General features: G+C 59.5%; 13 protein-coding genes. 7 read left to right on the forward strand and 6 right to left on the reverse strand.

The genetic code is table 11. The features are described from left to right. Positions 1-73: 73 nt before the first annotated feature. Genes NCHU2750_RS22455 through NCHU2750_RS22480 form a run of 6 tightly spaced genes read right to left on the reverse strand, consistent with a single transcriptional unit; the run spans position 74 to position 4,584 of the window. On the reverse strand, positions 74-406 hold the full coding sequence (locus tag NCHU2750_RS22455; protein WP_119943981.1) for a hypothetical protein: 333 nt from the start codon (positions 404-406) through the stop codon (positions 74-76). Next, positions 403-1,290, reverse strand: coding sequence for an NAD(P)-dependent oxidoreductase (locus NCHU2750_RS22460; RefSeq protein WP_119943982.1), 888 nt, complete (start codon positions 1,288-1,290; stop codon positions 403-405). The genes NCHU2750_RS22455 and NCHU2750_RS22460 overlap by 4 nt, the downstream gene beginning before the upstream one ends. After that, complete coding sequence (locus NCHU2750_RS22465; RefSeq protein WP_119943983.1) at positions 1,269-1,805, reverse strand: gluconokinase; 537 nt, start codon at positions 1,803-1,805, stop codon at positions 1,269-1,271. The genes NCHU2750_RS22460 and NCHU2750_RS22465 overlap by 22 nt, the downstream gene beginning before the upstream one ends. Before the next feature lies 1 nt (position 1,806). Further along, the gene (locus tag NCHU2750_RS22470) at positions 1,807-2,562 is read right to left on the reverse strand and encodes an SDR family oxidoreductase (RefSeq protein ID WP_119943984.1); all 756 of its coding nucleotides are present in this window, start codon (positions 2,560-2,562) and stop codon (positions 1,807-1,809) included. A 32-nt stretch (positions 2,563-2,594) separates the two neighbouring features. Beyond that, the gene (locus NCHU2750_RS22475; protein WP_119943985.1) at positions 2,595-3,626 is read right to left on the reverse strand and encodes an L-idonate 5-dehydrogenase; all 1,032 of its coding nucleotides are present in this window, start codon (positions 3,624-3,626) and stop codon (positions 2,595-2,597) included. 10 nt (positions 3,627-3,636) lie between these two features. Next, complete coding sequence (locus NCHU2750_RS22480; protein ID WP_119943986.1) at positions 3,637-4,584, reverse strand: 2-hydroxyacid dehydrogenase; 948 nt, start codon at positions 4,582-4,584, stop codon at positions 3,637-3,639. 945 nt (positions 4,585-5,529) lie between these two features. Between NCHU2750_RS22480 and NCHU2750_RS22485 the strand changes: the two genes are divergently transcribed. From NCHU2750_RS22485 to NCHU2750_RS22515, 7 genes are all read left to right on the forward strand, one after another. Continuing rightward, positions 5,530-6,831 (forward strand): MFS transporter, encoded by a 1,302-nt coding sequence (locus NCHU2750_RS22485; RefSeq protein ID WP_119943987.1) that lies wholly within the window; start codon positions 5,530-5,532, stop codon positions 6,829-6,831. A gap of 163 nt (positions 6,832-6,994) precedes the next feature. Then, the gene (locus NCHU2750_RS22490; protein WP_349509033.1) at positions 6,995-7,318 is read left to right on the forward strand and encodes a hypothetical protein; all 324 of its coding nucleotides are present in this window, start codon (positions 6,995-6,997) and stop codon (positions 7,316-7,318) included. Positions 7,319-7,423: 105 nt separating this feature from the next. Further along, positions 7,424-8,965, forward strand: a complete 1,542-nt coding sequence (locus NCHU2750_RS22495; RefSeq protein ID WP_502703863.1) for a sugar ABC transporter ATP-binding protein — start codon at positions 7,424-7,426, stop codon at positions 8,963-8,965. Between the two features lie 18 nt (positions 8,966-8,983). Next, on the forward strand, positions 8,984-10,051 hold the full coding sequence (locus NCHU2750_RS22500) for an ABC transporter permease (protein WP_119943989.1): 1,068 nt from the start codon (positions 8,984-8,986) through the stop codon (positions 10,049-10,051). 43 nt (positions 10,052-10,094) lie between these two features. After that, the gene (locus tag NCHU2750_RS22505; protein WP_119943990.1) at positions 10,095-11,195 is read left to right on the forward strand and encodes an ABC transporter substrate-binding protein; all 1,101 of its coding nucleotides are present in this window, start codon (positions 10,095-10,097) and stop codon (positions 11,193-11,195) included. 89 nt (positions 11,196-11,284) lie between these two features. Then, positions 11,285-12,187: an SMP-30/gluconolactonase/LRE family protein gene (locus NCHU2750_RS22510; protein WP_119943991.1), complete on the forward strand. Its 903-nt coding sequence runs from the start codon at positions 11,285-11,287 to the stop codon at positions 12,185-12,187. Positions 12,188-12,204: 17 nt separating this feature from the next. Further along, positions 12,205-13,215 carry a LacI family DNA-binding transcriptional regulator gene (locus NCHU2750_RS22515; RefSeq protein ID WP_245480445.1) on the forward strand — a complete coding sequence of 337 codons (1,011 nt, stop codon included), beginning with the start codon at positions 12,205-12,207 and terminating at the stop codon, positions 13,213-13,215. Position 13,216: the final 1 nt, after the last annotated feature.

Consider the following 13,216-nt stretch of genomic DNA (forward strand, 5'->3'; position numbering starts at 1 on the left):
CCACAGCGCACATTCTCAAAACTGATCGCTCCGACGAAATTGATGGCAGGCCTGTACGGCCTGCCATCGGCTTTCAGAGCTTGTACTCATTGGCGAGTGTCACGTGATGATGGATGCGGCCTTCGAAGAACTGGCTCAGCACGGCCTCTGTTGCGGCGCGGGCCTCGGTGCGCACCGGGCTTGCCAGCGCTTCCTCGACGGCCTTAAGGCTCGGATAATTGACCGCCAGGATCATGGGGAATTCCGGCGCGCCCTCATCTCTCGCCTCGGCAAACGACACACGCACATCGGTCGCATGTGGAAACCGCTTCCATTGCGGCAGGATCTGTTCGAGAACGGCCTTGCGGAAAGCCTCGGTCTGGCCTTCCTTCACTTTGCCTTCGAACAATGCATAGCGGGTAATCATTCCAAATTCTCCCTATTTGGTCCTCTGAAAAATTCCATCAGCGCTGCCTGATCTTCTCCGCCAAGGCCGGCGGCGGTCAGCATGCGATGTACCTCGGCACACACCGCCGTCAGCGGCATGGTCGTGTGGGTTCGTCGGGCAAGGTCCTGCGCACCGTTCAGATCCTTGACCATGTTGTCTATGCGGCCGGTGCGGCGGTAATCCTTCGCTACGTAGCGCGGCATATATTCCTGCAGGATGGCGCTGTCGGCGCGCCCGCCCTTCAGTGCGAGCGGGATTTTCGCGGCGTCAACGCCGGCATCGAGTGCCAGTTGCGTTGCTTCCGCGACAGCGAGGAAGCCTAGGCCGCAGAGCACCTGATTGATGAGCTTGGTCGTCTGGCCTGCGCCGACCGGTCCCATATGGGTATAGTTGGTGGCGACGTCCTTGAGTACCGCATGAGCGTCGGCCACGTCCTTTTCCGAGCCGCCGGCCATCAGGGTCAATTGTCCGATCAACGCCTTCGGTGCGCCGCCGGAAAGCGGGCTGTCGACCCACCGCAGGCCCTTTTCCGCCGCGTCGGCTGCAAGCTGTTTCGTCGCGTCCGGATCGATCGAAGACATGTCGATGATCAGCGTTCCAGGCTTTGCGCCGGCCGCGACGCCGGCTTCTCCGAAGACTGCGCGGCGGACGATAGAAGGCGAGTTGAGGCTGAGAATGACGGTGTCGCTCGCCGCTGCCGCCTCGGCGGCCGTCGTTGCGGCGAAGGCTCCCTTGTCGACAAGCGCCTGCACTCTTTCGGTGTCGAGATCGAAAACCGTCAGGCGGTTGCCGGTCTCGGCCAGGCGTGCCCCGATGGCACCACCCATGGCGCCGGCACCGATCAGTGCGATCCTGTTGTCCATGATGAATTCTCCTCCAGTTTCTTGACGATAAGATCAGCCAACGCCTCCAGCGGCTGATCGATATCGACGGTAATTGCACCTTCATCCGGACCGGGCGGCTCAAGGGCGGAAAATTGGCTATCCAGCAGGCTCGTCGGCATGAAGTGGCCGGCGCGGGCGCCCATACGGGCACCAATCAATGCCTTGCTGCCCGACAGGTGAACGAAGGCAACCGGGCCTCCGGCCTCCTTGCGGATGAGATCACGATAGCGCCGCTTCAGCGACGAGCAGCCAATGATTCCCGGACCATCCGGCGATGCCAGTTCTTGCCCGACCATTGTCAGCCAGGGCCAGCGGTCGTCATCCGTCAGCGCTTCGCCACGGCTCATCTTTTCGATATTGGCGGCCGGGTGGAGGTCATCACCATCGCGGTAGGCGACGCCAAGCCGGTCGGCGAGGGCAGCCCCCACCGAAGACTTGCCGCAGCCCGCAACGCCCATCAGCACCATTCGCCCTTTGCGGGATGCGCCACTCATCTCAGAGCGACGCCGTGATGCCGCCGTCGACATAAAGCACATGGCCATTGACGAAGGACGAGGCGTTCGAAGACAGGAAGATGCAGGCGCCGACGAGTTCCTCGACCTTGCCCCAGCGTCCTGCCGGTGTGCGCTTTTCCAGCCACGCGGTAAAGGTCGGATCAGCGACCAGAGCAGCGTTCAACGGTGTCTCGAAATAGCCAGGCGCGATAGCATTGCATTGCAATCCGTATTTCGCCCAGTCGGTGGCCATGCCCTTGGTCAGGTTGCCGACGGCGCCCTTGGTGGCCGTATAAGGCGCAATGCCCGGCCGGGCCAGCGATGTCTGGACGCTGGCGATATTGATGATCTTGCCGGCGCCGCGTTTGATCATGTGGCGGGCGACCGCTTGCCCGACATTGAAGACGCTGGAAATATTGGTTTTCAGCAGCCGTTCGAAGGCATCTGCCGGAAAATCTTCCAGCGGCGTACGGTGCTGCATGCCGGCATTGTTGACGAGAATGTCGATGGCGCCGTGCTCTGCCTCGAAAGCATCGACGGTGGCACGCACCGCGTCATGGTCGGTGGCGTCGAAGGCAAGCGTATGCTTGACGCCGAGCTTTGCAGCCGCGGCTTGCAGTTTCGCCTCGTCGCGACCGTTGAGGATGACGTCGGCGCCAGCGGCCGCCAGCCCTTCCGCGAGGGCATAGCCTATGCCCTGCGAGGAGCCGGTGACGAGGGCGCGCTTGCCCGTCAGGTCGAAAATCTGAATGCTCATAAGTCCTCCCGAAGCGCTTCCCGCTTCGTCTGTCAGCTGAATTGGATCTGCGTCTTCATCGATTGCCCCTTGTCGGTGGCAATCTCGAAGGCCTTGAGTGCCTCCGACAACGGCAGGGTGTGGGTGATCAGCGGCTTCACGTCGATCAGGCCGCCCTGCATGAGGCGAACGGCAGTCTCGAACTCCTCGTGGAAACGGAACGAACCGCGCAGGTCCAGTTCCTTCGACGTGATCAGCATCATCGGCAGGCTCATTTCGCCGCCAAGGCCGAGCTGGACGATAACGCCACGCGGACGCATCGCCTGTATGCCGCTGACGAGTGCCGGTGCAGCGCCCGAGCACTCGTAGAGCACATCGAAATAGCCCTTGTTCTGGCTGAAGGGCGCCAGGCCGTCGGGGTTTTCCGAGAGGTTGATGGTGCGGTCGGCGCCGACAGTGCGGGCAAAGCCCAGCGCCCGTTCGGACAGGTCGGCCGCGACGATTTCTCCGGCACCGGCGCGTCGTGCAGCGAGGATGGACAATGTACCGATCGGCCCGCAACCGGTGACCAATACCCGCTTGCCCAGTATTTCACCAGCGCGGCGTGTCGCATGCAGTGTTACCGACAGCGGCTCCGCCATTGCCGCCTCACCGGCACTCAGCCCGTCCGCCTTGACGCATTGGCTGGCGTTGGCGACCAGCCGTTCCCGGAAGGCGCCCTGAATATGCGGGAAAGGCATGGCCGAGCCGTAGAACCGCATATTGAAGCAGTGGTTCGGGAGGCCTTTGAGGCAGTATTCGCAATGGCCACAGGGACGTGACGGGGAGACGGCGACGAGATCGCCGATCGCGAGGCCGGAAACGCCTTCGCCAAGTGCCGCGATATGACCGGACACCTCATGGCCGAGGATCATCGGTTCCTTGATGCGCACGGTGCCGAAGCCGCCATGCAGATAATAGTGAAGATCGGAGCCGCAGATGCCGCCGGCGGCAAGGCGGACTTCGACTTCGCCGGGGCCTGGCGCCTCGACGGAGCTTTCCTCAATTCTGAGGTCTTTTGGTGCGTGGATGACGATTGCTTTCATCGGATTTCCCTCACAGAACCGGGGTCAACAGCGGCCGGCCTTCAAAATGGGCCGAAAGATTGTCGAACACCAGCGCGCCCATTGCCTTGCGGGTCTCAAATGTTCCCGATGCCATATGGGGCTGCAGGAGCACATTATCGAGCGCCAGGAAACGCGCATTGAGATTTGGTTCGCCATCGAACACGTCGAGTGCCGCGGCTCCGAGCGCCTTGCTTTCCAGTGCATCGAGAAGAGCCGCTTCATCGATGTTGGAGGCCCTTGAAATGTTGATCAGCATACCTTCCGGCCCAAGCGCCTCGATCACCTTCTGGCCAACGATATGGCGGGTTTCGGCGGATGCGGCGAGAGTGACGAACAGGAAATCGGAGCGTGCAGCCAGATCGACCGGATCAGCGACGAATGCCCAATCGGGGGCATAATCTTTCGCGCTCACGTCGCTATAGGCGATGTCCATATCGAAACCGGCGAGGCGTTTGGCGACCTCGAAGCCGATACGACCGAGACCGAGTACGCCGGCACGCTTTCCATGCACGCGCGACTTCAGCGGATAAAGGCCCTTCTTGGCCCAGTCGCCGCTCCGCACCCAGCTTTCGCCACCGATCATGCCGCGCGCCTGCGCCAGCATCATTGCAACGCCCAGATCCGCCACGTCCTTGGTCAGAACGTCTGGCGTGTTGGTAACCCGGATACCGCGCTCCCGCGCCGCTGCCAGATCGACCGCGTCGTAACCGACGCCATAGACGCTGATGACTTCGAGCTTGGGAAGCGCCTCGATCATGGCGCGGTTTGCACCAAGCTCTCCGCGTGTGGCAATCCCTCTGATTTCGCTGCCTTTCTTTCTCAGAAAGTCAGCTTTCTCGGTCGCTTCGAAATAGCGGTGCATGGTGAAATTTGCGTTCAGCCGCTCCTCATCCCAGACAGGATAAGGGCCGACCTGAAGGATTTCTATCTTACTCAAAGGTGTCTCCTCCTCTTCTATTGTTATCGATAACAATAATGGCTCCAGTCGTTTTGTCCAGTGCCCTGTTTGACGCAGTGATGAGGCGGATGGTGAGGCTGCAGGGTAGCCGCACGACAATCCCGACCGGGAGACGAATGGATGAATCCCGCAGACACAGTGAAAAAAATGCGCAGGTCGCAATGCGCCGCATCGGCAAATTGTGGAGTTAGGTCTGGACGGTCGTAGGAACACGTTAGCGTGAGACATCAGGTGACATTCGATGAAACGTCGATGGCCCCGCTCGGAGAGCCCCAAGAGGTTCTTGATCCAAGTGCCGTGATCGTAAGGTGCGTCCTCCCTAAGCCCAGAAGCATGATTGGGCCCGGATATCTGGGCGCTTCAAGGATCTGGGAAACCATGGCTGTCAGCGCAAGAGCTAGCAGAAAACGCTACGCTTCGCCGTCTAACTTGAAGTGGGCCACACCTTTCTCGCACATGCAGGCGGATTTCTGCCTATGCCCCTCCGTGGCGATTTAGCACAACCAACAACGTTGACCCTCGTTTGTGATATCGATAACATCTGGTTCATTGACGTTGGGAGAGAGTGAAACATGCAATCCATTTATTTGCACATTTGCAGAAGCTGATAGAGGTGCGGGCTGGCTGCTGCGCCGTTTCAGCGCGGTGGTTGGAACATTCGCCGGCGGTTGATCAGAAACCGGCTCCTCGATGGAGCACTAGCTGCTCGCTGAGCAGTTTTAGTTTGACCGCAGGCACTTAGCCAACCAAGCCGCTCCCTCCTTAGTCCCCACCTATTGTCGGCCGCCGGCTGTCGCGTAACGCAGCAGCATGTGAGGCCCGGAAACAGAGTTCAACAAGGCCGCACGGGAGGACCGCGCGAAGCGCGGCCGTGTGTGCCGAAACGCATCCGCTGGATGCTTTTTGGAAGATGGGAGTTCAAGCATGTCCAATACAAGAATAGCGCCTACCTATGCCGCGGGAGGAGTGGAGGCAATTCCAAAGCGGCGTTGGTTCAATGTCATCGTCCCGATCATGATCCTCTGCATCGTTTCCTATATGGACCGCACCAATATCGGGTTTGCGATCCCGGGAGGCATGTCGAAGGAGCTGGCAATGTCCGCCTCCTTTGCAGGCCTGGCTGCGGGCATATTTTTTATCGGTTATCTTTTCCTCCAGGTGCCGGGCGGGCAGCTTGCTGCGCGTGGCAATGCCAAGAAGTTCCTCACCTGGTCCATGGTATCCTGGGGCGTCATCTGCATCCTGACATCCTACGTCACGAACGAGATGCAACTCCTAGGCCTTCGCTTCGCTCTTGGCGTGGCGGAAGGCGGCATGCTTCCCGTCGTACTGACGATGATCAGCAAGTGGTTTCCCGATGAGGAACGTGGTCGCGCAACCGCAATCACGATCATGTTCGTGCCGATTGCCAACATTATATCCGGACCGATCGCAGGTTTTGTCGTTCAGAATTTCGGATGGCGTGATTTGTTTATGATCGAAGGCCTGGTTTCCTTCATCCTGATCATTCCGTGGGTGCTGATGGTCGAGGAGGATCCGGCCAAGGCCAAGTGGCTATCGTCGGCCGAGCGCGACTATATCGTTGGTCGCCTCAAGGAAGAGCAGGAAACCCTGGCACGCACGCCGGCGGTCGAAAAAGCGACGCTGTCACAGATCATGGCTGACAAGGCCATGTGGCAACTCATTGCAATCAACTTCTTCTATCAGACTGCAATCTATGCCTTCGTCATCTGGTTGCCCACGGTCATCAAGAACTTGACGCACGGTGACATAGCCTTCGTCGGCATGCTCTCCATGCTTCCCTATGTCGGCACCATGATCGGCATGTATGTGATCGGAAGGCTTTCCGACACGTCGGGCAAACGCAAGAAGTACGTCATTCTGCCGCTGATGCTGCTGGCTGTCAGCCTGCTGCTGTCGGTGGTCTTCAAGGAACAGCCCTGGATATCGTTCATATGCCTCATTTTTGCAGGAACTTTCCTGCAGGCAGCCGCATCGGTATTCTGGACGATCCCACCGGCTCTGTTTACCGCGTCGGTTGCAGGTGGAGCCAGAGGCGTCATCAATGCACTCGGCAATCTCGGCGGTTTCATCGGGCCCTTCCTGCTCGGCTGGCTTACCGATGTCTTCGGAAGTACCGATTACGGCGTTCTGACTCTCGTTGCGCTTCTGGTCCTGTCCTCGATCATAACCCTGACGCTGCCGACATCGCGCGCCAAGGCCTGATCAGCATTCTCAACTTTTTGAGATAACGACAAAGGCTCAGCCGGATCAGCCTATCCGGTTGAGCCGGTCGGCAATTCCAGCGGGACTGTCGGAAAATCGGAAATTTACGTTTCCGGCAGTCCTGGCAATGCAAGAAAACACGATTTTCCGGATAATGAGGTCCATGATGTTTACACGTAGTGCGATGTTCGTTGGTCATATCCATGAAGGCCGCGAGAACGAATTCTGGTCCATCGTTGAAGCGGAATTGCTTCCGGTCTGGCGCAAGATGCCGGGTGCCTTGACGGTGCGACTGTTCAAGCCGCAGCGCATCGAAGAAGGGTTGCCGGATCTCGTACTCGTGCAGGAAATCGATTACGCTTCGGCAGAGGCAGTTGCTGAGGCCGAACGTTCTCCGGTCCGTGCCGAAGGTGCTCCCGTCGTGGCAAAGCTGATGACATTGTTCGACGGACAACTTCATCACGTTGTTTATCAGCGGGTGCTGTAGGCGATCGCTAGAACTCGAAGGTGTCGCCCAACGGCCGCCCGGCGCCGTGCGTTCCCCTTTCGCCATAGCGATTATCGCCCGCGTCAAATTTGCCGCTTGACTTGCATGTTATCGATATCATACTCGCGGAAGCAGCTTTGGGAGGAGCATGTGGGAGAGGATAGATTTCTGGAATTTCGTGCCGTCTCCAAGGAGTTTGGGGGCACGAAAGCGCTAACGGATGTCTCGCTGGAACTTCGGCGCGGGGAAATCCTGGCATTGCTGGGGGAAAACGGTGCCGGCAAGTCGACGCTCATCAAAACCCTTGCTGGTATTTACAAGCCAGATGGCGGCGAAATCCTGTTTCGCGGTGAGCCCTATCACCATCGGCCGCCCAAGCCCAATGAACGGCAACCTGTCGCCTTCATCCATCAGGATCTCGGTCTCATCGAATGGATGACGGTCGCGGAGAATGTTGGTCTGGCGCAGGGGTTCTCCATGCGCCGCAAACTGATCGACTGGAATGCCACGGCGCGCCGTACCGCCGAAGCGCTAAAGCTCGTCGGCTGTGATTTCGATCCATCCACACGCGTGCAGAGCCTGACGCGGACGGAAAAATCATTGGTGGCTATTGCTCGTGCGCTGGCGGTCGAGGCAGATGTTCTGGTGCTTGATGAGCCGACGGCGAGCCTTCCCGCCGACGAAGTAGAGCGGCTCTTCACGGCCATAAGGCCCTTGAGGGACCGCGGTGTGGGCATGATCTATGTCTCCCATCGCCTGGACGAAATCTTCCGTATCGCGGATCGTGTCGCGGTATTGCGCGATGGCAGGCTTGTCGGTGAAACGCCCGTCGCGGACACCAACCCCGATGAATTGATCCGCATGATCGTTGGCCGCAAGGCAAATCAGCTGTTTTCAAAGGCTCATTCGGCACTGGGCGAAACATTGGTGTCGGTGAAGGATCTTGCCTGCCGTGGCGCTGGTCCCGTTTCCTTCGATCTGAAGAAAGGCGAGCTTCTCGGCCTCGTTGGGCTGCGCGGTGCAGGGCAGGAATTGATCGGCCGCGCGCTCTTTGGCGCGGAGCCGGCTTCCGGAGAAGTCAAGATCCGCGGCGCCAAGCCGGATCTGCGGTCACCGGAAACGGCCATCGGATCGGGGATCGGGCTGATTGCCCGCGACCGTACCGAAGAATCGGTCGCCATGTCGCTTTCCCTGCGCGAGAACACCTACCTCAATCCCGGTGCTTCCGGCCGAGGGCTTTCCTCCTTCCTGTCTCCGGCGAAAGAAGCCGAGATGGCGCGTTCGATCGGCGAAAAGGTCGGCTTGAGGCCGAACGACCAATCCTTGGCGATCGAAGCCCTGTCCGGTGGCAACCAGCAGAAGGTTGTGGTTGGCCGCTGGCTGGCGACAGGCCGAAAGCTCCTGATCGCCGAAGATCCGACGGCCGGCGTCGATGTGGGCGCCAAGGCTGAGATCTATCGCCTGATTGCTGCTGCGGTCGAGGAGGGGCTCGCCGTTCTGGTCATTTCCACCGACTTCGAAGAGATCGCCCATATCTGCCATCGGGCGCTGGTGTTTTCGCGCGGGGTTATCGTGCGTGAACTCGTCGGCGAGGATCTGACGACATCCGCAGTCATCGCCGCCGCGTCCGCCTCCGAAGCGGCCTGATCATCTGGAGTAACGACGATGCAATCCATCCAATCCAATGCGCTCGAGCCGACCAAATCGGAACTGAGAGGCCTATCTCTGGCCGACAAGCTGAAACGCCTATTGCCCGTCTACGGACTGGTCATCCTGACCGTGCTGTTGATCGTCCTCTTTTCGATCATGCTCCCGGATACGTTCCCGACTGCCCTGAACCTGCGCTCGATCATTGCCAACAAGACGATCATCGCCATTCTGTCATTGGCTGCGATGATCCCCATGGCCTGTGGCCGTATCGACCTTACGATCGGCTATGGCATCGTGCTGTGGCATATCCTTGCGATCAGTCTGCAGACCATGTTCGGCCTTCCATGGCCGGTGGCCGTCGTCATCGTGCTGCTGCTTGGCGCCCTGACCGGCCTGCTCAATGGTGTGCTGGTCGAAGTCGCCAAGATCGACAGTTTCATTGCGACGCTCGGCACCGGTACGGTTATTTACGCCATCGCGCTCTGGCACACCGGCGGCCGTCAGGTTGTCGGCGTCCTGCCTGACGGGTTTCTGGCGCTCAACGGAACGTTCCTGTTCGGCCTGCCGATCACTGGCTACTACGTTCTGGCGCTGGCGCTCGTCATGTGGATCGTATTCGAATACTCGCCGATCGGCCGTTATGTCTACGCGATCGGCGCCAGCCCGAAGGCGGCCGCGCTGAACGGGATTCCGGTTCGCCGGTTCGTGGTCGGCGCCTTCATCGTATCCGGTACGCTCTCGGCCGTTGCCGGGGTATTGCTGGCGTCGCGCCTTCGCATCGGCCAGGCGAGCGTCGGCCTCGAATACCTGCTGCCGGCGCTCGTCGGCGCATTCCTGGGCTCGACGACGATCAAGCCCGGCAGGGTCAACGTCTGGGGCACCATGATCGGCGTCATCATTCTCGCGGTCGGCATCGCGGGCATCCAGCAGATCGGCGGCTCATTCTTCGTCGAACCGCTCTTCAACGGCGTCACTCTTCTCGTTGCGATCGGTATTGCCGGCTATGCCCAGCGCCGGCGCGGCGGCGCGAGTGTCGTCAAACCGAAGGAGCTGGCGGAAAAGACTGCCGAGAAGTCATCCTGAGTTTTTCATCGTCAAAGTCTCACGTCCATAGGGAGGATATATCGTGAAACGCAGACAATTTCTGGCAACCGTCGCACCGGCCGCAATCGCCGTGATGATAGCAGGACCCGCATTTGCCGACGCCATTGCCGATGCCAAGGCCGTGGTGGCCAAGTATGCAAGCAAGGTCGACAAGTGGGACGGTCCGACAAGCGGTCCCAAGGCCGCCGCGGGCAAGTCGGTGGTGATCGTTGCCGCCGATATGAAGAACGGCGGCATTCTCGGCGTCGTCAACGGTATCGAGGAGGCTGCCAAGGCAATCGGCTGGAAGGTGAACGTACTTGATAGCGCCGGATCGGTTGAAGGACGCACTGCCGCCTTCGGTCAGGCGCTGACATTGAAGCCGAACGGCATCATCATTACCGGTTTCGATGCCATCGAGCAGAAACCGGCAATGGCGGAAGCCAAGAAGGCGGGCATTCCGATGGTTGCCTGGCATGCGGCGCCCGCCGTCGGTCCTGTCGATGAGGTGGGCGTTTTCGCCAATGTCACGACTGACGCGATGCAGGTGTCGAAGGCCGCTGCCGACTACGCCTTTGTCGATGCCGGCGGCAAGCCGGGCGTCATCATCTTCACCGACTCCACCTACGCGATTGCGATTGCCAAGGCCGACAAGATGAAGGCCGAGATCGAGGCGCTGGGCGGTACCGTGCTCGAATATGTCGATACGCCGATTGCCGAGACCTCCCAGCGCATGCCGCAACTGACTACCACGCTGCTGCAGAAATACGGAGCCAAATGGACGCATTCGCTGGCGATCAATGACATATACTTCGACTTCATGGGGCCGTCGCTTTCGGCTGCAGGCATTGCCGGAGACGGTGCGCCGAAGAGTGTTGCCGCAGGCGACGGGTCTGAAAGCGCTTACCAGCGCATCCGCGCCAAGCAATATCAGTCTGTGACGGTTGCCGAGCCGCTCAATCTACAGGGCTGGCAGCTTGTGGACGAACTCAACCGGGCCTTTGCAGGTGAGAAGTGGTCCGGTTACGTTTCCCCGCTGCATGTCGTGACGGCAGACAATGTCGAGTTCGATGGCGGGCCTAAAAACACGTTCGACCCCGATAACGGCTATCGCAGCGAATACAGGAAGATCTGGGGCAAATAAGATTTAAGCCAGCGACGGCGTGTGGTCTTGCCGCACGCCGCGCGATCGGTATGTTCCGCAGCCATTGTCCCGAGAATGAGGTGGACCGAATGTCGTTTTTCGAAGCTGAAGATCCGGTGTTTGCCACCTTCGTTCTCGGCAATGCGCCGCTGAAGAAACTCGCCGGAGGGTTTGATTGGGTCGAAGGGCCTGTCTGGTTCGGCGATCACGACTGTCTGCTGTTTTCCGACATTCCCAACAATCGCATCCTGCGCTGGAGCCCCGTTTCGGGTATCAGCACTTTCCGAGAGCCGTCGAACTTCTCAAACGGCCACACCCGCGACCGAGAGGGCCGGCTGGTCAGTTGCGAACATGGTGCTCGGCGCGTCTCGCGTACTGAGCATGACGGCTCGATCACGGTCATTGCCGCTGCCTATGAAGGCAAGCGGCTGAACTCGCCTAATGACGTGATCGTCGCCTCGGATGGGGCAATCTGGTTTACCGATCCGCATTACGGCATCTCGACCGATTATGAAGGCACGCGCGCCGAACAGGAGCTGCCCTGCAACGTCTACCGCGTCGATGCGGTTTCAGGCGAAATCCGTGCCGTACTCACCGATTTTCAATGTCCGAACGGTCTTGCTTTCAGCCCGGACGAAACGCGGCTTTATGTCGCCGACACAGGACGCATGTTTTCCAGCGATCCACAGCATATCCGCGTCTTTGATGTTGGCGCAGAGTGGAAGCTCAGTGGCGGCGACATTTTTCACTCTATCGCACCAGGCTGTGCCGATGGCATGCGTGTCGATGCGACCGGGAACCTTTGGTCCTCTGCCGGAGACGGCGTTCATTGTATCGCGCCCGATGGCCATCGCCTCGGAAAGATACTTGTTCCGGAAACCGTATCGAATATCTGCTTCGGTGGACGAAAAGGGCATAGGTTGTTCATTACGGCCAGCACTTCGATCTATTCGGTATCGCTCGCCATTCGCGGCCATATCGGTTGGAATTGAAGGGAAGACACTTCAGGATGGGTAACGACAGAATGCCGACTATGGCGGATATCGCGCGAAAGACAGGCGTCTCGCCGATGACCGTGTCTCGCGCATTCAAGTCGGGCAGCCTGATCAACAAGGATACCCGCGACGCCATTCTCCAGGCGGCGGAAGAACTCGGTTACGTCTTCGATTCCACAGCGTCGAACCTGCGCTCCAAGAAGACTGATTTCATTGCCGTCACCATACCCTCGATCAACAATGCCAATTTTGCCGACACTGTCGGTGGGTTATCGGAGGTGCTGAATGCCCGCGGTTTCCAGATCCTGCTCGGTTACACGAATTACGATGTGCAGGAGGAGGAGCGGTTGATCGAGCAGTTTCTGCGGCGTAAGCCACAGGCAATCGCCGTGACTGGTGGCAAGCATACCCGGCGCGCCCGCAAGCTCCTGGAAAACGCCAATGTGCCGGTGATCGAAACCTGGGACATGCCATCTGAACCGATTGATCATTCCGTCGGCTTTTCCAATGCGGAGGCCGTGCGCAGCATGGTCGACCATTTCGTCGCGGTCGGCTACCGCCGTATCGCCTTCATCGGTGGCGATGCGAGCCGCGATACGCGCGGCAGCGATCGCCGGCTCGGCTTCATCGCGGCCCTGCATGATCACGGGCTTGAGGCGTCGCGCCTGATCGATGCCGGCACTCCGCCGATTTCGATGCGGGAAGGCGCTAATGCCATGGCCCGCCTGCTCGTCGAATTCCCTGACACCGAGGCGGTGATCTGTGTTTCCGACCTTTCCGCATTCGGTGCCTTGACCGAATGTCAGCGGCGCGGCGTGAATGTTCCCGCCGACATGGCGATCGGCGGCTTCGGCGATTACGAGATCGGTGCGATCTCGGTTCCCTCGCTGACCACCATCAATGCTCATTCCCGCCAGATCGGCGCCCGTACCGGAGCGCTGATCCTCGATCTTCTGGACGGCAAGGAACACTCCCGTCAGGTGAATATTCTGCCCGAGTTGATTGTGCGCGAGAGCAGCCGTTAAG

This window comes from Neorhizobium sp. NCHU2750, from assembly GCF_003597675.1.
Lineage (GTDB): Bacteria > Pseudomonadota > Alphaproteobacteria > Rhizobiales > Rhizobiaceae > Neorhizobium.

Excerpts from the sequence above, each read along its gene's own strand:
- NCHU2750_RS22455 (WP_119943981.1), bottom strand. The coding sequence starts at position 406 with ATGATTACCCGCTATGCATTGTTCGAAGGCAAAGTGAAGGAAGGCCAG.
- NCHU2750_RS22460 (WP_119943982.1), bottom strand. The coding sequence starts at position 1,290 with ATGGACAACAGGATCGCACTGATCGGTGCCGGCGCCATGGGTGGTGCC.
- NCHU2750_RS22465 (WP_119943983.1), bottom strand. The coding sequence starts at position 1,805 with ATGAGTGGCGCATCCCGCAAAGGGCGAATGGTGCTGATGGGCGTTGCG.
- NCHU2750_RS22470 (WP_119943984.1), bottom strand. The coding sequence starts at position 2,562 with ATGAGCATTCAGATTTTCGACCTGACGGGCAAGCGCGCCCTCGTCACC.
- NCHU2750_RS22475 (WP_119943985.1), bottom strand. The coding sequence starts at position 3,626 with ATGAAAGCAATCGTCATCCACGCACCAAAAGACCTCAGAATTGAGGAA.
- NCHU2750_RS22485 (WP_119943987.1), top strand. The coding sequence starts at position 5,530 with ATGTCCAATACAAGAATAGCGCCTACCTATGCCGCGGGAGGAGTGGAG.
- NCHU2750_RS22490 (WP_349509033.1), top strand. The coding sequence starts at position 6,995 with ATGATGTTTACACGTAGTGCGATGTTCGTTGGTCATATCCATGAAGGC.
- NCHU2750_RS22495 (WP_502703863.1), top strand. The coding sequence starts at position 7,424 with ATGTTATCGATATCATACTCGCGGAAGCAGCTTTGGGAGGAGCATGTG.
- NCHU2750_RS22500 (WP_119943989.1), top strand. The coding sequence starts at position 8,984 with ATGCAATCCATCCAATCCAATGCGCTCGAGCCGACCAAATCGGAACTG.
- NCHU2750_RS22510 (WP_119943991.1), top strand. The coding sequence starts at position 11,285 with ATGTCGTTTTTCGAAGCTGAAGATCCGGTGTTTGCCACCTTCGTTCTC.
- NCHU2750_RS22515 (WP_245480445.1), top strand. The coding sequence starts at position 12,205 with ATGGGTAACGACAGAATGCCGACTATGGCGGATATCGCGCGAAAGACA.